At 67.5% G+C, this 19,856-nt stretch carries 13 protein-coding genes; 7 read left to right on the top strand and 6 right to left on the bottom strand.

All coding sequences use genetic code 11. The features are described from left to right. The 7 genes from G3N96_RS12315 to nagE all read left to right on the top strand — a co-directional run. On the top strand, positions 1 to 1,065 hold a 1,065-nt coding region (locus tag G3N96_RS12315), incomplete at its 5' end, for a DNA polymerase Y family protein (protein WP_206137378.1). Positions 1,066 to 1,071: 6 nt separating this feature from the next. Then, a complete protein-coding gene (locus tag G3N96_RS12310) occupies positions 1,072 to 4,293 on the top strand; it encodes an error-prone DNA polymerase (RefSeq protein ID WP_206137377.1) in 3,222 nt (1,073 codons plus the stop codon). A 334-nt stretch (positions 4,294 to 4,627) separates the two neighbouring features. Continuing rightward, a complete protein-coding gene (locus tag G3N96_RS12305; RefSeq protein ID WP_206137376.1) occupies positions 4,628 to 5,362 on the top strand; it encodes a GntR family transcriptional regulator in 735 nt (244 codons plus the stop codon). A 98-nt stretch (positions 5,363 to 5,460) separates the two neighbouring features. Then, positions 5,461 to 6,564: an N-acetylglucosamine-6-phosphate deacetylase gene (gene nagA, locus G3N96_RS12300; protein ID WP_206137375.1), complete on the top strand. Its 1,104-nt coding sequence runs from the start codon at positions 5,461 to 5,463 to the stop codon at positions 6,562 to 6,564. After that, positions 6,557 to 7,564 carry an SIS domain-containing protein gene (locus tag G3N96_RS12295; protein WP_185634252.1) on the top strand — a complete coding sequence of 336 codons (1,008 nt, stop codon included), beginning with the start codon at positions 6,557 to 6,559 and terminating at the stop codon, positions 7,562 to 7,564. Before nagA ends, G3N96_RS12295 begins: the two co-directional genes overlap by 8 nt. 15 nt (positions 7,565 to 7,579) lie before the next feature. Further along, on the top strand, positions 7,580 to 10,162 hold the full coding sequence (gene ptsP, locus G3N96_RS12290) for a phosphoenolpyruvate--protein phosphotransferase (protein ID WP_206137374.1): 2,583 nt from the start codon (positions 7,580 to 7,582) through the stop codon (positions 10,160 to 10,162). Positions 10,163 to 10,249: 87 nt separating this feature from the next. Next, on the top strand, positions 10,250 to 12,019 hold the full coding sequence (gene nagE / locus G3N96_RS12285; RefSeq protein WP_206137373.1) for an N-acetylglucosamine-specific PTS transporter subunit IIBC: 1,770 nt from the start codon (positions 10,250 to 10,252) through the stop codon (positions 12,017 to 12,019). A gap of 165 nt (positions 12,020 to 12,184) precedes the next feature. Here nagE and G3N96_RS12280 read toward each other — a convergent pair whose 3' ends face one another. The 6 genes from G3N96_RS12280 to rpoH all read right to left on the bottom strand — a co-directional run bounded on the left by G3N96_RS12280 (position 12,185) and on the right by rpoH (position 19,754). After that, on the bottom strand, positions 12,185 to 14,668 hold the full coding sequence (locus G3N96_RS12280) for a family 20 glycosylhydrolase (RefSeq protein ID WP_206137372.1): 2,484 nt from the start codon (positions 14,666 to 14,668) through the stop codon (positions 12,185 to 12,187). Positions 14,669 to 15,256: 588 nt separating this feature from the next. After that, positions 15,257 to 15,373: a cytochrome bd-I oxidase subunit CydX gene (cydX, locus tag G3N96_RS12275; protein WP_011353251.1), complete on the bottom strand. Its 117-nt coding sequence runs from the start codon at positions 15,371 to 15,373 to the stop codon at positions 15,257 to 15,259. Positions 15,374 to 15,435: 62 nt separating this feature from the next. Beyond that, positions 15,436 to 16,572, bottom strand: coding sequence for a cytochrome d ubiquinol oxidase subunit II (gene cydB / locus G3N96_RS12270; protein ID WP_206137371.1), 1,137 nt, complete (start codon positions 16,570 to 16,572; stop codon positions 15,436 to 15,438). Positions 16,573 to 16,603: 31 nt separating this feature from the next. Beyond that, a complete protein-coding gene (locus tag G3N96_RS12265) occupies positions 16,604 to 18,184 on the bottom strand; it encodes a cytochrome ubiquinol oxidase subunit I (RefSeq protein ID WP_206137370.1) in 1,581 nt (526 codons plus the stop codon). Continuing rightward, a complete protein-coding gene (gene cydP / locus G3N96_RS12260; protein WP_185634251.1) occupies positions 18,174 to 18,458 on the bottom strand; it encodes a cytochrome oxidase putative small subunit CydP in 285 nt (94 codons plus the stop codon). Before cydP ends, G3N96_RS12265 begins: the two co-directional genes overlap by 11 nt. Before the next feature lie 360 nt (positions 18,459 to 18,818). After that, a complete protein-coding gene (rpoH, locus tag G3N96_RS12255) occupies positions 18,819 to 19,754 on the bottom strand; it encodes an RNA polymerase sigma factor RpoH (protein ID WP_089426365.1) in 936 nt (311 codons plus the stop codon). Positions 19,755 to 19,856 lie beyond the last annotated feature (102 nt).

The raw sequence follows: 19,856 nt of genomic DNA, 5'->3' as shown, positions 1-19,856 counted from the left end.
ACCGGGGGCGGCGCGTGGCTGCTCGCGCGTGTGTCGGCCCGTGCGCGGATCCGGCGCCGCGTCGCGAGCCCGGCCTCGCTTGTCCGTGTGCTCGACAGGCTGCCCTGTGTGCTGCTGCCCGATGCGCGTCCGTATGCAGGCTGGTTCGATGGCCTCGGTTGCCGCACGCTCGCCGATCTGCGCGGCCTGCCGCGCGCGGGGCTGCAGCGCCGTTGCGGCCCCGCGCTGCTGGCCGCGCTCGATCGTGCGTATGGCGACGCGGTCGAGCCGCTTGCGTGGATGGCGGTGCCGCCCGTGTTCGACGTGCGGCTCGAATTGCAGGAGCGGGTCGAATACGCGGAAGCCGTGTTGTTCGTGGCGCGGCGGCTCGTCGTGCAGCTGTGCGGCTGGCTGGCCGCGCGGCACCTGTCGCTGGCCGCGATGACGTTCGATCTCGAGCACGAGCGCGGCCGCCAGGCCGTGCCGCCGACGCCGCTCGAACTCGCATTCGCGTCGCCCGTGCGCGATGAAACGCATTTCATGCGGCTGCTCGGCGAGCGGCTCGCGCGCGTCGAGTTGCCGGCCGCGGTGATCGCCGTGCGTCTGAAGGCCACGCGCGTCGAATCGGTCGCGCCGCCGGCCGACGATCTTTTCCCCGAGCCGGGCGGCACGAAGGAGACGCGCGCGCGGCTGTTCGAGCTGCTGGTCGCAAGGCTCGGCGCGGACAACGTGCTGCGCGCAGCGCCCGTCGCCGATCACCGGCCCGAGGCCGCGAACCGCTGGCTGCCGCTCGATACGCAGGCCGGCAAGCCGGCTGCCGGGCCGCCCGCCGTGCCGCCGAGGCCAGCGTGGTTGCTGGCGGAGCCGCTGCCGCTGTTGATGCGCGGGGAGCGGCCGGTATTTCATACGCCGCTGAGGATGATGTCGTCGGTGGAGCGGATCGAGGCCGGGTGGTTCGACGGTCAGCTCGCTGCGCGCGATTACTGCGTCGCGCAGGACGAGGCCGGTGCGTGCTACTGGGTGTTCAAGGAGCGGGCGGGGAGCGAGGCCGAGCCGCGCTGGTTCCTGCACGGCCTGTTCGGGTGAGCGGTGATGGTTGCGGAATTCAGCTGGCTGCCCGATTACGCGGAGTTGTTCTGCCGTTCGAACTTTTCGTTCCTGCATGGCGCGTCGCATGCGGAGGAACTGGTCGAGCGCGCGGTCGAGCTCGGCTATCGCGGGATCGCGATCACCGACGAATGCTCGCTTGCAGGCGCGCCGCGCATGCACGTCGCGGCGAAGGCGAAGGGGTTGCCGCTCGTCATCGGGTCGTATTTCGACGTCACGCCGGATGAAGTCGCACCCGGCCACGATCCGGGCCCCGGCGCGTTCGGGCTCGTGTTGCTGGCGCAGAACCGCGAGGGCTACGGCAACCTGTCCGAGCTGATTTCGTGGCGGAGGATGGCGTCGCCGAAGGGCACTTACAAGCTGACGTCGCGGATGCTGTCGGCGCCGCCTGCGGAGTTTGCGCATTTGCGCGGCATGCCTGATTGCTTCGCGATCCTCGTGCCGACGTATCCGGTACGTGCCGATGTGCTCGATGCGCAGGTCGCGTGGTTTCGCGCGACGTTCGGCGAGCGGGCGCGGCTCGGGCTCGTGCAACTGCAGCGCGCGCTGGACGGTGCGCAGCGCGAGGAGATTCGTGCGGCCGGCGAGCGGCGTGGCGTGCGTGTCGTCGCGCTGGGCGACGTGACGATGCACCGGCGCTCGTGCAAGGAACTGCAGGACGTGATGACGGCGATTCGCGTCGGCATGCCGGTTTCCGAGTGCGGGTATGCGCTTGCGCCGAATGCGGAACAGCATTTGCGCGGGCGGAACCGGATCGGGAATCTGTTCTCGCCGGAGGAGATTGCGCAGACGTGCGCGATTCTCGATGCGTGTCACTTCGAACTCGACACGCTGCGCTATGAGTATCCCGACGAGATCGTGCCCGAAGGTCATACGCCAACGAGTTATCTGGCACAGGAAACCAGGGCAGGCGCGCGTCGTCGCTATTCCGGAGATGTGCCAGAGCATGTCTGGGAACGAATCGACTATGAATTGACGTTGATCGCAAAGCTCAGCTATGAGCCGTTCTTCCTGACTGTCTATGACATCGTCAAGTACGCACGTAGTCAGAACATCCTGTGTCAAGGGCGAGGTTCGGCGGCTAATTCGGTTGTTTGCTATTGCCTTGGCATTACCGAAGTAAGTCCCGATCAGAGCACGATGCTGTTCGAGCGTTTCATCAGCGAGAAACGGGGAGAGCCGCCCGATATCGACGTCGATTTCGAGCATCAGCGTCGGGAAGAGGTGATTCAACACATCTACAAAAAATACGGAAAGAATCGTGCCGCACTCGCGGCTGCCGTATCGACTTACCGTCCGCGTGGCGTATTGCGCGAAACCGGCAAGGCGCTCGGCGTCGATCCGATGTTGATCGACCGAGTCGCGAAGGGGCATCGCTGGTTTGACGGTAGTCGCGATCTACTGCAGCAATTCGCGTCTATCGACCTTGATCCCGGAGCCCCAATCATTCAGGCATGGGCCAAACTCGCCGCACGCCTGCTCAATTTTCCGCGTCACCTGTCACAGCACTCAGGCGGTTTCGTGATCAGTCGTGGCAAGCTTACGCGGCTCGTACCGGTCGAGAACGCCGCGATGGATGGGCGACGCGTGATCCAGTGGGATAAGGATGATCTCGAATCGCTCAGGCTGATGAAGGTCGACGTGCTCGCGCTCGGCATGCTGTCCGCCCTGCATCGAGCATTCGACATGCGCACTGCGTGGCGCGGGCCACCGCTGCCTGATGGGAAGCCATTCACACTAGAGCATATTCCTCAGGATGACAAAAAGACCTACGACATGATCTGTCGCGCCGACACGGTCGGCGTGTTCCAGATCGAATCGCGCGCGCAGATGTCGATGCTGCCGCGCCTTCGACCGATCAATTACTACGACCTCGTGATTCAGGTGTCCATCGTGCGGCCCGGCCCGATTCAGGGCGGCGCGGTGCATCCGTATCTGAAGCGGCGCAGGATCATGGCGGGCGAAGAGGAGGGCGAGGTGACTTACCCGAGCGACGCGCTCAAGGAAGTGCTCAAGCGTACGCTTGGCGTACCGATCTTCCAGGAACAGGTGATGCAGATTGCGATCGTCGCGGCCGGTTTCACACCCGGCGAAGCGGACGATCTGCGCCGTGCAATGGCTGCATGGAAGCGCAAGGGCAATCTCGAGAAGTACCACGACAAGATCGTCCACGGCATGCTCGAACGAGGCTACACACGTGAATTCGCCGAACAGATCTTCGAACAGATCAAAGGCTTTGGTGAATACGGTTTCCCCGAAAGCCACGCAGCCAGCTTCGCGAAACTCGCGTACGCCAGCAGTTGGCTCAAATGCCACGAACCGGCGATCTTCCTCGCCGCGCTGTTGAACAGCCAGCCGATGGGTTTCTACCCGCCGTCGCAGCTCGTGCAGGACGCGAAGCGGCACGGCGTGCGGGTGCTGCCGATCGACGTGACACAGAGCAACTGGGAAGCATCGCTCGAAGTACTGCCCGACCAGCCACCTCCCGATGGCCAGCCCGCCGTGCGGCTCGGCCTGTCGCTCGTGCGGGGGCTCGGCGAAGCCGCCGCACGCCGCATCGAAGCCGCGCGCACGGCGGCCGGCCGGTTCGACAACGTCGACACCCTCGCGCGGCGCGCGCAGCTCGAACGCCGCGATCTCGAAGCGCTCGCCGCCGCGAACGCGCTTGCGACGCTCGCCGGTCATCGCCGCGATGCGCTATGGCAAGCGGTTGCAGCGGCCCCCGAACGCGACCTGCTCGCGACCGCGCCGATCGACGAAGTGGAGAAGCCCGCGCTTGGCGCGCCGTCGGAAGCCGACGACATCCTCGCCGACTATCACACCACCGGCCTCACGCTGAACCGCCACCCCGTCGCGCTGCTACGGCCCGAACTGCGCGCGCGGCGGCTGTCGTCCGCGGCCGAATTGCACGACCGCCCCGACGGCCGGCTCGCGCGTGCATGCGGGCTCGTGACCGCGCGGCAGATGCCGGGCACCGCGAAAGGCGTGATGTTCATGACGCTCGAGGACGAAACGGGCTGCGTGAACCTGATCGTCCGGCCCGAGCTGCTCGCGCGGCAGCGCCGCGAAACCCTCGATTCGCGGCTGCTTGCCGCGTCCGGCGTGTGGCAGGTCGCGAGCGACGTGAGGCATCTCGTCGTGCAGCACTTCGAGGATCTGACGCCGCTGCTCGGCGGCCTGCGCACGTCGAGCCGCGAATTCCACTGATTCCACTGACGCAACCGGCGCGCGCCGCCGAACGCGCGGGGCCTCGCCACCAGTGCATACCAGTTGGCCAAACTGGTTCTATCCAGGTCTCATATTCGCACCCAAAACCTGACCGAACCGCGTACTGGAACTGTCCCCTTGGATACCAATCCGGGTAAATCCCTACCCCGTATTTCATTGTAAACAAAGGGTTTGTGGGAACTAAAACGCTTGCCGGGCAAGGCTTCCGGCGATTTTGGCACCACTAATACCAGTTCGTTGACTGGTATTATTGTGGTTATATAATGCCCTCACTTTCGACGGCCTGAGGTCGTCGTCCGACACCCGGAGGCACATGGAAACCGGCTGGTCCGAACTGGCGCCCGATCCCCTCAGCGATACGCCGCTCTATCTGCAGCTCGCCCACAACCTGGCGAGCGCGATCCACGCCGGCGCGTGGCGGGCCGGCGAGGCGCTGCCGTCGGAACGGCTGCTGTCGGTGTCGGTCGGCGTGTCGCGGATCACGGCCCGTCGCGCCCTCGCGCTGCTGGTCGAGCAGGGGCTGATCAAGCGGGCCCGCGGGGCGGGCAGCTTCATCACGCCGCGCGTCGCCGATCCGCTGTCGCGTCTCGTCGGCTTCACCGCGAAGATGCAGCAGCGCGGCTTCGTGCCCGATTCGGTGTGGCTGTCGCGCACGCTGCGCGCCGCAAACCGCGACGAGATCACGCGTCTCGGCCTCGCGCCCGGCGCGACGGTGGCGCGGCTCGAACGACTGCGCCGCGCGGACGGCATCGTGATGGCAGTCGAGCACTCGACGCTGCCGGCCGCGGTGGTGCCCGATCCGCAGGTGCTCGGCGCGTCGCTGTACGAATACCTCGAAGCGCGCGGCATGACCGTCGTGCGCGCGCTGCAGCACTTTCGCGCGGCGAACGCGACGCACGCGATCGCGAAATGGATGGCGGTGAAGCCGGGATCGGCCCTGCTGGTGATCACGCGAATCGGCTACGGCGCCGACCAGCGCGCGATCGAAGTGAGTGAAACGTATTGCCGCGACGACTACTACGACTTCGTCGCCGAACTGAAACGCTGACGCGCGAGACTGCCTGCGCGCGACACGCGTGAAGCAACGACACGGATTTGCAAATCACGACGCGGATGCCCGCGTCACCAGATCATCAAGAGAACGTCATGCTGACTGGAAACATCCTTACCCCCGACGGCTGGATTCACGGTTCGCTCGATAGCGAGAACGGCCGCATCACGACCCTCGACGGCAAGCCCGTCGATCCCGCGAAGAACGACGCGCCTTACATCCTGCCCGGCTTCATCGACCTGCACGTGCATGGCGGCGGCGGCGCCGACGTGATGGAAGGCGGCGACGCGATCGAGACGATCGCCCGCACGCACGCGCAATTCGGCACGACGAGCCTGCTCGCGACGACGATGACCGCGCCGCGCGACGAACTGATGCAGGTCGTCGCGAACCTCGGCACCGTCGCGCGCACCCGCACGCCGGGCGGCGCGCGCGTGCTCGGCGTGCACCTCGAAGGCCCGTACATCAACCCCGGCAAGCTCGGCGCGCAGCCCGACGCGGCCGTGTCGGCCGTGCTCGACGAAGTGCTGAAGTACCTGTCGATCGCACCGATCCGCGTCGTCACGCTCGCGCCGGAAATCGCCGGCCACATCGAGATCATCGGCGAGATGGCCGCGCGCGGCGTGCGCGTTCAGCTCGGCCATTCGCTCGCGACCTACGACGACGCGGTGGCCGCGCTCAAGCACGGCGCATGCGGCTTCACGCACCTGTTCAACGCGATGTCGCCGCTGCATCACCGCAACCCGGGCCTGGTGGGGGCCGCGCTTGCCCACGCCGAATACGCGGAAATCATCCCCGATCTGCTGCACGTCCACCCGGGCGCGATTCGTGCGGCGCTGCGCGCGATCCCGCGCCTGTACGTCGTGACCGACAGCACGTCGGCCACGGGCATGCCCGACGGCGAATACCGGCTCGGCAGTCAGCACGTGACGAAGTGCCTCGGCGGCGTGCGCCTCGCCGACGGCACGCTCGCCGGCAGCACGCTGACGATGGACCAGGCGCTGCGCAACCTCGTGTCGCTCGGCCTGCCGATCGCCGACGTGTCGAACCGGATGTCGCGCTACGCGGCCGACTACCTCGGCGTCGCCGATCGCGGTCGCCTCGAGCGCGGCGCATGGGCCGACCTCGTGGTGTTCGACCGCGACCTGAACCTCACCGCGACCTACGTCGAAGGAGAATCGATTGTCGAATATGCTTAAGGAAGCGCGCGAGTCCGCCCAGGTCGTCGCCGCGCAGATCGCCGACACGACGCGCGTCGAAGCGCTCGCCGGCCAATTGCTCGATCACCCGCCGGCCGTCGCGCTGACGGTCGCGCGCGGCAGCTCGGATCACGCCGCGAGCTATTTCGCGAGCCTGACGATGAGCCGCCTCGGCGTGCCGGTCGCGTCGCTGCCGATGTCGGTCGCGACGCTGCAGCAGGCGCCGCTGAAGGTGCAGGACCAGCTCGCGATCGCCTTCTCCCAGTCGGGCAAGAGCCCCGATCTCGTCAATACGATGGCCGCGCTGCGCGAAGCCGGCGCGCGCACCGTCGCCGCCGTGAACGTGTTGCCGTCGCCGCTCGCCGACGCGTGCGAGCACCAGTTGCCGCTGCTCGCCGGCCCCGAACTGTCGGTGGCCGCGACGAAGAGCTATATCGCGATGCTGTCGCTGTCCGCGCAGATCGTCGCGCACTGGCAGCGCGACGCCGCGCTGATGGCCGCACTGCGCGGCCTGCCCGACGTGCTCGCACAGGCCGGCCAGCTCGACTGGTCGCAGGCGGTGGCCGCGCTGGCGGGTGTCGAGCGGATGATCGTGATCGGCCGCGGCCTGGGCCTCGCGATCGCGCAGGAAGCCGCGCTGAAGCTGAAGGAAACGTCCGGCATCCAGGCCGAGGCATTCTCGAGCGCCGAAGTCCGTCACGGCCCGATGGAGCTGATCGATCGCGACTATCCGCTGCTCGTGTTCGCTCCGCCGGGGCCCGAGCAGGCCGGCTTGCTGCAGCTTGCCGCTGACATGCGCGCCCGCGGCGCCGCCGTGCTGCTCGCGGCGCCCGCCGGCATACCCGGCGCGACGCTGCCGCTCGCGCAGTCCGCCCATTCGGCGCTCGACCCGATCGCCGCCATTCTTTCGTTCTACGTGATGGCGGCGGATCTCGCCGTTGCGCGCGGCCGCAATCCCGACACGCCGCGCCACCTGAACAAAGTCACCGAAACGCACTGATAGCCGAGACCGCCGATGAGACGCGCCGAGGAGTCCCAGTTGAAGAGCCCCACCCACGATCAGATCGCCCTGCTTAGCCCCCTGACGGGGCCGATCGTCGCGCTGGCCGACGTGCCCGATCCGGTGTTCTCCGGCGGGATGTTCGGCGACGGCATCGGCATCGACCCGCTCGCGGGCCAGCTCGTCGCGCCGTGCGCGGGCGTCGTGTCGCATCTCGCGCGCACGGGCCACGCGGTGACGATCACGACGCCGCAAGGCGCGGAAGTGCTGCTGCACATCGGCATCGACACGGTCGAGCTGAACGGGCAGGGTTTCATCGCGCACGTCGAGGCGGGCGCGCGTGTCGAGGCCGGCACGCTGCTGATCGAGTTCGACCAGGACGCGGTGGCGCGCAGCGCGCATTCGCTCGTGTCGGTGATCGCTATCGCCAACTCGGATGCGTTCGAGGTCGTCGATCGTGCCAGCGGCTTTGCGACCGCCGGCAAGACGCCGCTGCTCGTGCTGCGCGGCAAGGGCGAAGCGGCCGTGCAGGCGGCGCAAGCCGGCGCCGCGGCGCAGAACGAAGTGCGCCGTGAAATCGTGCTGGCGCAGCCGGGCGGCCTGCATGCGCGGCCGGCCGCGCGGGCGCGTGAATCCGTGCGCGGGTTCGACGCGACCGTCGACGTGCTGTTCGACGGCCGCAAGGCGTCGATCGCGAGCGTCGTCGGCCTGCTCGGCCTCGGCGCCGGCGAAGGCGCGACGGTCGAACTGGTCGGCCGTGGCGCGCATGCGCAGCAGGCCGTCGATGCGGTCGAGCACGAGCTGCTGCGCGAAGCGCACGGCGAAGTCGAGGAAAAACCGGCGCGGCTGAGGTCGCCCGCGCCGCAGACGGTCGCACGCAACGTCGGTGCACCCATCGACCCGAACACGCTCGCAGGCGTGTGCGCGGCGCCCGGCATCGCGGTCGGCACGCTGGTGCGTCTCGACGATGCGGAAATCGTGCCGCCCGAGCAGGCCGCCGGCACGCCGGCCACGGAAAGCCGCCAGCTCGACCAGGCGCTGAAGGCCGTCGACGCCGAACTCGACGAAACGGTGCGCAACGCATCGGCGCGCGGCGCGGTCGGCGAAGCGGGCATCTTCGCGGTGCACCGCGTGCTGCTGGAAGACCCGACGCTGATCGACGCGGCGCGCGACCTGATCAGCCTCGGCAAGAGCGCGGGCTTCGCGTGGCGCGCGACGATCCGCACGCAGATCGACACGCTGTCGAAGCTCGACGATGCGCTGCTCGCCGAACGCGCGGCCGACCTGCGCGACATCGAGAAGCGCGTGCTGCGCGCGCTCGGTCATACGAACGGTGCTGCACGTGCGCTGCCCGACGAAGCGGTGCTCGCGGCCGAGGAATTCACGCCGTCCGACCTGTCGTCGCTCGATCGCCAGCGCGTGACCGCGCTCGTGATGGCGCGCGGCGGCGCGACGTCGCACGCGGCGATCATCGCGCGGCAGCTCGGCATCCCGGCGCTGGTTGCGGTCGGCGATGCGCTGTACGCGATTCCGGACGGCACGCAGGTCGTCGTCGATGCGAGCGCGGGCCGGCTCGAACACGCGCCGACCGCGCTCGACGTCGAACGTGCGCGGCACGAGCGCCAGCGCCTGGACGGCGTGCGCGAGGCGAACCGGCAATTGGCCGGTGAAGCGGCCGCGACGGTCGATGGCCGCGCGATCGAGGTCGCCGCGAACATCGCGACGCTCGACGACGCGAACACCGCGGTCGACAACGGCGCCGACGCGGTCGGCCTGCTGCGTACCGAGCTGATGTTCATCCATCGCCAGGCCGCGCCGACGGTCGTCGAGCACCAGCAGAGCTACCAGTCGATCGTCGACGCGCTGCAGGGCCGCACGGCGATCATCCGCACGCTCGACGTCGGCGCCGACAAGGAGGTCGACTACCTGACGCTGCCGCCCGAACCGAACCCGGCGCTCGGCCTGCGCGGCATCCGTCTCGCGCAGGTGCGCCCCGATCTGCTCGACGATCAGTTGCAGGGCCTGCTCGCGGTGAAGCCGTTCGGTGCGGTGCGCATCCTGCTGCCGATGGTGACCGACGCGGGCGAACTCGTGCGCCTGAAAAAGCGCATCGACGAATTCGCGCGCGCCCAGGGCCGCACCGAGCCGATCGAGGTCGGCGTGATGATCGAGGTGCCGTCCGCCGCGCTGCTGGCCGACCAGCTCGCGCAGCACGCGGATTTCCTGTCGATCGGCACCAACGACCTGACGCAGTACACGCTCGCGATGGACCGCTGCCAGGCCGATCTCGCCGCGCAATCCGACGGCCTGCATCCGGCGGTGCTGCGCCTGATCGACATCGCGGTGCGCGGCGCCGCGAAGCACGGCAAGTGGGTGGGCGTGTGCGGCGCACTCGGCGGCGATCCGCTCGCGGTGCCGATCCTGGTGGGCCTCGGCGTGACCGAACTGTCGGTCGACCCCGTATCGGTGCCGGGCATCAAGGCGCGTGTGCGCCGTCTCGATTACCAGTTGTGCCGTCAGCGCGCGCAGGATCTGCTCGCGCTCGATTCGGCACAGGCGGTAAGGGCAGCAAGCCGCGAGGTCTGGCCGCTCGACTGAGCGTCGACGGCAGGTTCGCGACCGGTTTCAAGACGAAAGCAATTAGGTCAACGACGATTAATGACGAGACAAGGATTGGAGGACTGAATGAACGGGAATCCGTTTCTGAAAATACAGGGCCTGGGCCGGGCGCTGATGCTGCCGATCGCGGTATTGCCGGTTGCCGGCATCCTGCTGCGACTCGGCCAGCCGGACGTGTTCAACATCAAGATGATCGCCGACGCCGGCGGTGCGATCTTCGACAACCTGCCGCTGCTGTTCGCGATCGGCGTGGCGGTCGGCTTCGCGAAGGACAACAACGGCGTGGCGGCGCTCGCGGGCGCGATCGGCTACCTGATCGAAACCGCGATCATGAAGGACATCGATCCCAAGCTGAACATGGGCGTGCTGTCCGGGATCATCGCGGGTGTGGTCGCGGGCCTGCTGTACAACCGCTACAAGGACATCAAGCTGCCGGACTACCTCGCGTTCTTCGGCGGCAAACGGTTCGTGCCGATCATCACGGGGCTGGTCTGCGTGGTGCTCGGCATCGCGTTCGGGTACGTCTGGCAGCCGGTCCAGCATCTGATCGACGCGGCCGGCCAGTGGCTGACGACGGCGGGCGCGATCGGTGCGTTCGTGTTCGGCTTCCTGAACCGCCTGCTGCTCGTCACGGGCCTGCATCACATCATCAACTCGCTCGCATGGTTCGTGTTCGGCAACTTCACGCCGCCCGCCGGCGGCGAGATCGTGCACGGCGACCTGCACCGCTTCTTCGCGGGCGACCCGACCGCGGGCACTTTCATGGCCGGCTTCTTCCCGATCATGATGTTCGGCCTGCCGGCCGCGTGTCTCGCGATGCTGCACGAAGCGCCGAAGGAACGCCGCGCGATGGTCGGCGGCCTGCTGTTCTCGATGGCGCTCACGTCGTTCCTGACCGGCGTGACCGAGCCGATCGAATTCAGCTTCATGTTCCTCGCGCCGGTGCTGTACGTGATCCACGCGGTGCTGACGGGGCTGTCGCTCGCGATCTGCCAGATCCTCGGCGTGAAGCTCGGCTTCACGTTCTCGGCCGGCGCGATCGACTACGTGCTGAACTACGGGCTGTCGACGAAGGGCTGGATCGCGATCCCGCTCGGCATCGCGTACGGCGCCGCGTACTACGGGCTGTTCCGCTTCTTCATCCGCAAGTTCAACATGGCCACGCCGGGCCGTGAGCCGGCATCGGCCGATGCAGCCGCGGAATCGTATGCATCGGGCGGCTTCGTCGCGCCGGCTGCAGGTGCCGCTGCGACGGCTGCCGCGCCGCGTGCGCAACGCTACATCGCCGCGCTCGGCGGGGCAGGCAACCTGTCGGTCGTCGACGCGTGCACGACGCGCTTGCGCCTGACCGTCGTCGATCCGGAGAAAGTCTCGGAGCCGGAACTGAAGTCGATCGGCGCGCGCGGCGTGCTCAAGCGCGGCGGCAACAGCGTGCAGGTGATCATCGGGCCGGAGGCCGACATCATTGCCGACGAGATGCGTGCGGCCATCGGCAGCGGCGCGGCAGGCGCGGCATCGACGGCGACGGCCGCCGCCGCACAGCCCGTCACGGGCGCGGCCGCCGGCCCGCTCGATCCGGAGCCGACGCGCTGGCTCGCGGTGTTCGGCGGCGCGACCAACGTCGTGTCGCTCGACGCGGTCGCGACCACGCGCCTGCGGGTGGTCGTGCGCGATCCGTCGGCGGTCGATCGCGATCGGCTCGGTGCGCTCGACGTCGCATGGGTGTCGCTCGACACGTTCCACATCGTCTGCGGCAACGCGGCGGCACGCTATGCCGAACAGCTCGGCGCGCGCCTGCCGCCGTCGGGCAGCGGGGCGGCCGCGCAACCGGCCTGATGCTGATGCGATGACGCCGGGCTGATCCGCGCCGCGGGTTCGGGCCGGCCGGTAAAACGAAAACGGCTTGCGATGCGTCGCAAGCCGTTTTTCTTTGGTGCGGGCGATGGCGCGATGCGTTCGCCTGCGTCGCGCCGTCGCTCAGCCATGCAACCGCTCAGCCGTTCACGGATTCGTCAGCGTGAAGGTCGGTTTCCGGTAGCCGACACCGGCCCGGTCGAGCTTCGGCAGTTCGCGTTGCGTGAGCAGCGTCGCGAAGCCGGCCCAGTCGCGCTGCAGCGCGGCCGTGTCGACGTGATGCGTGTCGCCGCGCTTGAAGCGCACGCCGGCCGCATACGGCAGCTCCCAGTCGGCCCGGTGCCATGCGCGCTCGGCCAGCGCGAGCAGCCGCGGATAGGCCATGTACTCGAGGAAGGTGTCGTTGCGCATCACCTCGCCCCACGCCTGCCCCTGCATGCCTTCGATGCGCGGCGCGGGGCCCGTGCCTGTCACTTCGAACGTGTTGCCGTCGCGGTCGCCCATCACTTCGGCGTTCTGCGGCAGGTTCTCGGGCGCGAGCGAGAACACCTTGTACTCGTCCGTCGCATGCGAGCCCCAGTAGTAGCCGCGCTCGCGCGGGTTGAGCGTGTACGGGAAGTCGAAGTACAGGTAGTCGGGCAGCGCGAGCACCGTCAGGTAGCCCTTGCTGCTCAGGTCGCGCGCGCTGTCCGATGCGCCCCAGAAGATCGTGTCCCACAGCGACACCATCACGTGGCGCGTGCTGAAGTCCTGCGGCCCGGTCGCATGCTTGATGCCGTCCTGCCACGCGGCCATCGTGTCGATCCCGTTCGCGTTGACCGCCGCGCTCACCTGTTGCGCGAAACGTGTCGGCAACTCGTCGATCGACTTGATCTCGCCGCGCTGGAGCAGTGCCGTGCATGCGGGCGAACGCGCCCACGGCTTGTCCTGCGCGGCGAGGTCGATGCGCCCCTTGTTCGGATCGGTGCCGTTCAGCGGCTGGAAGCCCCCGCCGAGGAAGATGTTCTTCGCCTCGTCGCCGCCGTAGTGCCAGGTGTGCAGCGGCGCCTGCGCGTCCGCATGCATCGCCGCGATCTCGCGGATCACCTTCGATGCGAAATTGAGCGCGCCCGGCACGCACGGGTTCAGGTCGCTGCGCCGGTCGTAGAACTGCACCGTCGTCAGGTTCGACGTGTCCTGTGGATCAAGCAGCCGGTATGCGTTCGCCTCCTGTTCGCGGCCGGCCGCATGCAGCCGCTGGTAGCGTGCCTCCATCGTCACGACGGCCGCCCGCGCATGCGCGGGCATGTCGATCTCGGGGATGATCTCGACGAAATGCGCGGCCGCGTAGCGCACCAGCGACACGTAGTCGTCGCGCGTCAGGTAGCCGCCGCCCGAGCGGTTGTCCGGGCCGGAGCCGAGTTGCGGTAGCAGGCAGCGCGTCTCGCTCGGGTCATGGCAGCGGCGCGAGCCGATCGCGGTCAGCTCGGGCAGGCCGGGAATCTCGATGCGCCAGCCCTCGTCGTCGGACAGATGCAGGTGCAGGCGGTTGAGCTTGTACGCGCTCATCTGGTCGATCAGCCGGCGCAGCGTCGCCGGGTGCTTGAAGTTGCGTGCGAGATCGACGTGCATCCCGCGATGCGTGAAGCGTGGCGCATCCTCGACCAGCATCGCCGGGATCGGGCCGCCGCCGGCGGGCGCGAGCGAGTAGAGCGTTTGCACGCCGTAGTAGACGCCGGCGCGATCGTAGCCTTCGATCAGTACGCCACGCGGCCCGATCGCGAGCCGGTAGCCGCCCGGCGTCGCGATATCGGCCGGCAGCCGGCGCGGCGCGACGGCACCGCGCACCGGCACGCGTGCGCCGTCGAGACCGAGTGTCGTTGCGCGTTCGCGCAGCGCCGCGACTTGCGCGTCCGGCAGATCGGGCAGTGCGAGATCGACGCCGCGCAGGTCGAGCGTGCCGGGCAGCGGCTGCTCGCGCTTCACGCTCGGCAGCGCGCGGCTCGCGTCGGGCCGTGCGGCGACGGGCGGCGCATTGCCGGTCGAGTTGTTCTGCGCGTCGGCCGGCAGCGATTCGACGTAGCGCAGTTCGTCGTCGGTGTCGTCGTAGCGCAGCACGGCGGGCGGCGCGCCGTCGACGACCACGTACGGGCGCGGAATCACGTCGCTGTAGCGCAGCAGCCAGTATTCGGCGACGAACGGCAGCTCGATGCGCTCGCCCGGCGCAAGCCGCACCGAGCCCGGTTGCGGCGTCAGTTCGTACAGGTCGCCGGTGAGCCTCCGCAGCGCGAAGCCGGGGCGGTCGATCCGCAGCAGGCGGCGGATGCTGTGCAGGTAGAGTTTCCAGCCGCCGTCGGCGATCGCCTGGTGGCCGCGGTTCTGCAGGATCAGGCGGCCGGTCGCGCAAGCCGCGCCATCGGCGCCGAGATCGGCGCACGGCATACCGGCCGCGGCGGCGTGATTGTTGTCGACGGCGACGCGCAACGCGAGCCCGTTCGACAACCGCGCCGCGAGATCGGCCGGCGGCACGGGGGGGTGGGCGGTGCCGGCCGTCGCGACCGCCGCGCTCGACGCTGGCAGCGCGCCGAGCGCGACCGGCGGCAGCGCAGCGATCAGCAGGCCGGCAAACAGGGTGGACAAGGTTCGGTTCATGCGGACTCCTGAGACAAAAGGGGGCATAGCGGCGTCACGGGATGACGTCGCTGCGAGCGGGTCTTGCAACGGAGCTGCGGGGACAACAGGGTGCGCGGGCGATGCGGCCGCCCCGCGCGCAGTCGGCACGCGGGCGCGTGCGTTACGGAACGGGGGGCGGGCAGGCGTGCCGGTCGGATCGGCGCGGGCGGGTGCGCGTCTTCATCGGCGGTGCACGGCAGCGGCTGTTGCTGATGTTGATGCCGTGACGACGTGCCCATGAGCAAAGGCGCGCGCGCGACCTGCACGGCCGATGACGGCGACACTCGCCGACGACGCACAACCGGCCGCCACGCGCCGACGACGAGACGGCGCGCCAGCGCGCGCCACATACGGGATTCGCATGTCTCCCCCACCGAGATGGATTCGGCCTGTCAGCGGCCGTGTCCAAAGATCTTATGAAACCTTTTATTGGTATTCAAGTGGTATCAATCTGGCGCTAAATTGGCATCGGTGCGACGGGCCTGCACGGCGATCCGGGGCGAAAAAAAACCTCGCGCGAGGCGAGGTTCCTTCGGGACGGCGGCGGCGCGTTCGGCCGCGCGCGCGTCAGTCGTGGCGAACGCGTGCTTCCTGCGTCTTCTGCCGCGCTTCGAGCCACATCGCATTGACGATGCCGAACGACAGCGCGACGCCGATACCGAGAATCCAGCTGAAATACCACATGATCCGACTCCTTGCGAAACGGTGGGCGAGGGCGCGTGCGCGCCCCGGCCCGGTTCAAAGCATCAATACATCGAATGCTTGTTCTCTTCGAGCACCTCGCGCGTGACCTTGCCGCGCATCACGCGATACACCCAGCTCGTGTAGAGCAGGACGATCGGCAGGAACACGATCACCGCGAACAGCATCACCTGCAGCGTCATGTGGCTCGATGTCGAATCCCACACGGTCAGGCTGCTGCGCGGGTCGAGCGACGACGGCATGATGAACGGGAACATCGAGAAGCCGGCGGTCAGGATCACGCCGGTGATCATCAGGCCCGTGCAGAAGAACGCCGTCTTTTCCTGCTTCGAACCGGCGAGCAGCAGCGCGATCAGGCCACCCGCGATCGCGACGACGGGCGCCGCGATCATCCACGGGAATTCGCCGTAGTTCGCGAGCCACAGGCCCGAGCCGGCGGCGACGTCCTTGAGCAGCGGGTTCGCGACCGTATCGGTGGGCGCGGCGTGCGTGATGTGGAAGCCGCCGATGGTCGACGCGACCAGCACGCCGGCCAGCACGAACAGCACGACCGCGAGGAACGACGCCACGCGCAGCGCGACCGACGCACGGCGCGCGATCACGCCGTCCGTCTTCATCTTGATGAAGGCCGCACCGTGCGCGACGAGCATCGTCAGGCTGACGAGCCCGCACAGCAGCGCGAACGGGTTCAGCAGCGCCCAGAAGCCGCCGTAGTAGGTCACGCGCAGGTCGCTGTCGAACTTGAACGGCACGCCTTGCAGCAGGTTGCCGAACGCGACGCCGAACACGAGCGCCGGCACGAAGCCGCCGGCGAACAGGCCCCAGTCCCAGCCCGCGCGCCAGCGCGGGTCGGGCCGCTTGCTGCGGTAATCGAAGCCCACCGGCCGGAAGAACAACGCGAACAGCACGAGCAGCATCGCGAAGTAGAAGCCGGAGAACGACGCCGCGTAGACGAGCGGCCAGGCCGCGAACATCGCGCCGCCGGCCGTGATCAGCCACACCTGGTTGCCTTCCCACGTCGCGCCGACGGTGTTGACGATGATGCGGCGCTCCTCGTCGGTCTTGCCGAGGAACGGCAGCAGCGCGGTCGCGCCCATGTCGAAGCCGTCGGTGACGGCGAAGCCGATCAGCAGCACGCCGACGAGCAGCCACCAGATCAGCTTGAGAGTTGCATAGTCCATAGCGATTCCTTGTTCCGTTTCAGGTGCGTGCTCACGCCGTGGCGCGCTCGCCGGCGGCCGCGATTTCGTGGTGATAGCGGCCGGTATGCAGCGACGACGGGCCGAGGCGCGCGTACTTGAACATCAGCTTGATCTCGATGACGAACAGCGCGGTATAGAACAGGATGAAGCCCGCGAGACTCAGGTACAGGTCGCTCGGCTGCAGGCTCGACGCGGACAGGTGCGTCGGCAGCACGCCGGCGATCGTCCACGGCTGGCGGCCGAGCTCGGCGACGATCCAGCCGAATTCGATCGCGATCCACGGCAGCGGGATTGCCCACACCGCATAGCGGAGGAACCAGCGGCGGTTGTCCTGCAGCAGTTCGCGGCGCGCGCAGAACCAGAACGCGGCGATGAACGTCGCGACGAACAGGAAGCCGAGGGCCACCATGATCCGGAACGAGAAGAACACGGGCGCGACCGGCGGGATCGTCTTCTTCGCGGCGGCCTTGATCTGCTCGGGCGTCGCGTCGACCACGTTCGGCGTGAACTGCTTGAGCATCAGCCCGTAGCCGAGATACTGCTTGTGCTGGTCGAACAGGGCGCGGGTCGCGTCGCTCGTGTCGCCCTGCTTGATCTTCTGCAGCGCGCCGTACGCGACCATCCCGCTCTGGATGTGCTCCTCGCTGTGCTTCGCGAGCTCGCGCAGGCCGATCACCGGTTCGTCGATCGAGCGCGTCGCGATCAGCCCGAGCGCGTACGGGATCTTGATCGCATAGTCGGTGCGCTGTTCTTCCTGGTTCGGGATGCCGATCAGCGTGAACGATGCGGGTGCCGGCTGCGTTTCCCATTCGGATTCGATCGCGGCGAGCTTCATCTTCTGCACTTCGCCGGTCGTATAGCCCGATTCGTCGCCGAGCACGATCACGCAGAGCGTTGCCGCAAGGCCGAAGCCGGCCGCGACCGCGAACGAGCGCAGCGCGAAGTCGACGTCGCGCTTCTTCAGCAGGTACCACGACGACACGCCGAGCACGAACATCGCCGCCGACACATAGCCGGCCGACACCGTGTGCACGAACTTCACCTGCGCGACCGGGTTGAACAGCACGTCGAACAGGCTCGTCATCTCCATGCGCATCGTCTGGTAGTTGAACTCGGCGCCGACCGGATTGTTCATCCAGCCGTTCGCGACGAGGATCCACAGCGCGGACAGGTTCGAGCCGAGCGCGACGAGGAACGTGACCATCAGGTGCTTGACCTTCGACAGGCGGTTCCAGCCGAAGAAGAACAGGCCGACGAACGTCGATTCGAGGAAGAACGCCATCAGGCCTTCTACCGCGAGCGGTACGCCGAAGATGTCGCCGACATAGTGCGAGTAGTACGACCAGTTCGTGCCGAACTGGAATTCGAGCGTGATGCCGGTCGTCACGCCCATCGCGAAGTTGATCCCGAACAGCTTGCCCCAGAACTGGGTCATGTCCTTGTAGACCTGTTTGCCGGTCATCACGTACACCGCTTCCATGATGACGAGCAGCCAGGACAGGCCGAGCGTCAGCGGCACGAACAGGAAGTGGTAGAGCGCCGTGATGCCGAACTGCAGACGTGACAGATCGACGACTTCACTACTTATCATGGTGGTCTCCCTCGGTAGATGCAGGCGCCGGTACCGAGAGCAGCTTCTCGGCGACGGCGGCAGGCGGCAGCGACATGTGCTCGGCCTGCGGATGATTGAAGAATGCGTATTTGAGCGACATCAGGAGGATCAGCTTGACGATCAGCACCAGGGTGATGTCGCGGGCGAGGGTCGGGCCGCGTGCCCACGCGGCGATGCGTGCGCGCCAGCCGGTCGTACCGGCCGGCGGCGCGGGAGGCGGCGCAGGCTCTTTATTGATCGAGATCAAGGTGATTATCCTGAATCGATTTAAGTCTGATTTGGGGCGACGTTACGTCGGATTTATGACGCCGTGAAGCTGTTTTAATCCTTTTGCGCCTGACATGCCAATTTTAAAAGGACGGCTATCCGATGCCGAGTGCTGCGCTGCGGCAGACCGTCGCGAAACCCGGGCCGAAACTTGAGGCAGATCAAGGTTATGCGGAAGGGGCCCCCAAACGGCCTATTACCTGACGAATCAGGTCAATTAATCCGCACTGAAACGCGCCGGAAAACGAACGAAGCAGCGAATGAAAAGCGGCGGAAAAGACGGGCGAAAAAAAACCGCTGCCGGTCGGGCAGCGGTTTTTGATGAAGCGCTCTAAATCGCAGCGATTTACGCGTATTCGGCGAGGGCGGTGCGCATCTTTTTCATCGCGCTCGCCTCGATCTGGCGGATGCGCTCTGCCGACACACCGAACTCGGCGGCGAGATCGTGCAGCGTCGAGCCGCCCGAGCCGTCGTCGTCGACGTGCAGCCAGCGCGCCTCGATGATGCGGCGGCTGCGCGCGTCGAGTGCGCCGAGTGCCTGCGCGATGCCGTCCGTCTGCAGCGTGTCGCGCTGACGCGCGGCCAGCACGGCGGTCGGTTCGTTGTGCGAGTCGGCCAGGTAGGCGATCGGCGCGTACGACTCCTCGCCGTCCTCGACCTGCCCTTCGAGCGCGATGTCGCCACCCGACAGGCGCGTTTCCATTTCGGTCACGTCTTCGCGCTTGACGTTGAGTTCCTTCGCGAGGCCGTCGATTTCCTCGGGCGTCATCGCCTGCAGGCCTTTCTTGTGGCTGCGCAGGTTGAAGAACAGCTTGCGCTGCGCCTTCGTCGTCGCGACCTTCACCGTGCGCCAGTTGCGCAGGATGTACTCGTGAATCTCGGCCTTGATCCAGTGGATCGCGTACGACACCAGGCGCACGTTTTGCGCCGGGTCGAAGCGCTTCACCGCCTTCATCAGGCCGATGTTGCCTTCCTGGATCAGGTCGCCGTGCGGGAGGCCGTAGCCGAGATAGTTGCGCGAGATCGACACGACGAGCCGCAGGTGCGACAGCACGAGGCGGCGTGCCGAGTCGAGGTTGTTGCCTTCGCGGAATTCGGTCGCGTACTGGCGTTCCTCTTCCGGCGTCAGCAGCGGAATGCGATTGACGGCCTGGATATACGCGTCGATGTTGCCAAGCTGGCCCGGCAACATCGATTGGGCTGCGAGCGCCAGCGAGCCTGCCGATGCGGCCTTGGCCGGCGTCGGGCTCAGGGTGTTCGGGAGGGTCAGGGCGTTGCTCACTAAAAAACTCCTTTGGAATCAGGGACAAACCCCCGGTCTCGGATGAGATTCCGGGAGCCATCTTAGCACTCCCGGAAACCGAGTGCTAATTCCTTAGAGCAA

Origin of the sequence: Burkholderia sp. Se-20373 (assembly GCF_017104705.1) — a bacterium.
Lineage (GTDB): Bacteria > Pseudomonadota > Gammaproteobacteria > Burkholderiales > Burkholderiaceae > Burkholderia.
The sequence above is the reverse complement of the archived record's forward strand: the minus strand, read 5'-3'. Positions and strand labels throughout refer to the sequence as shown.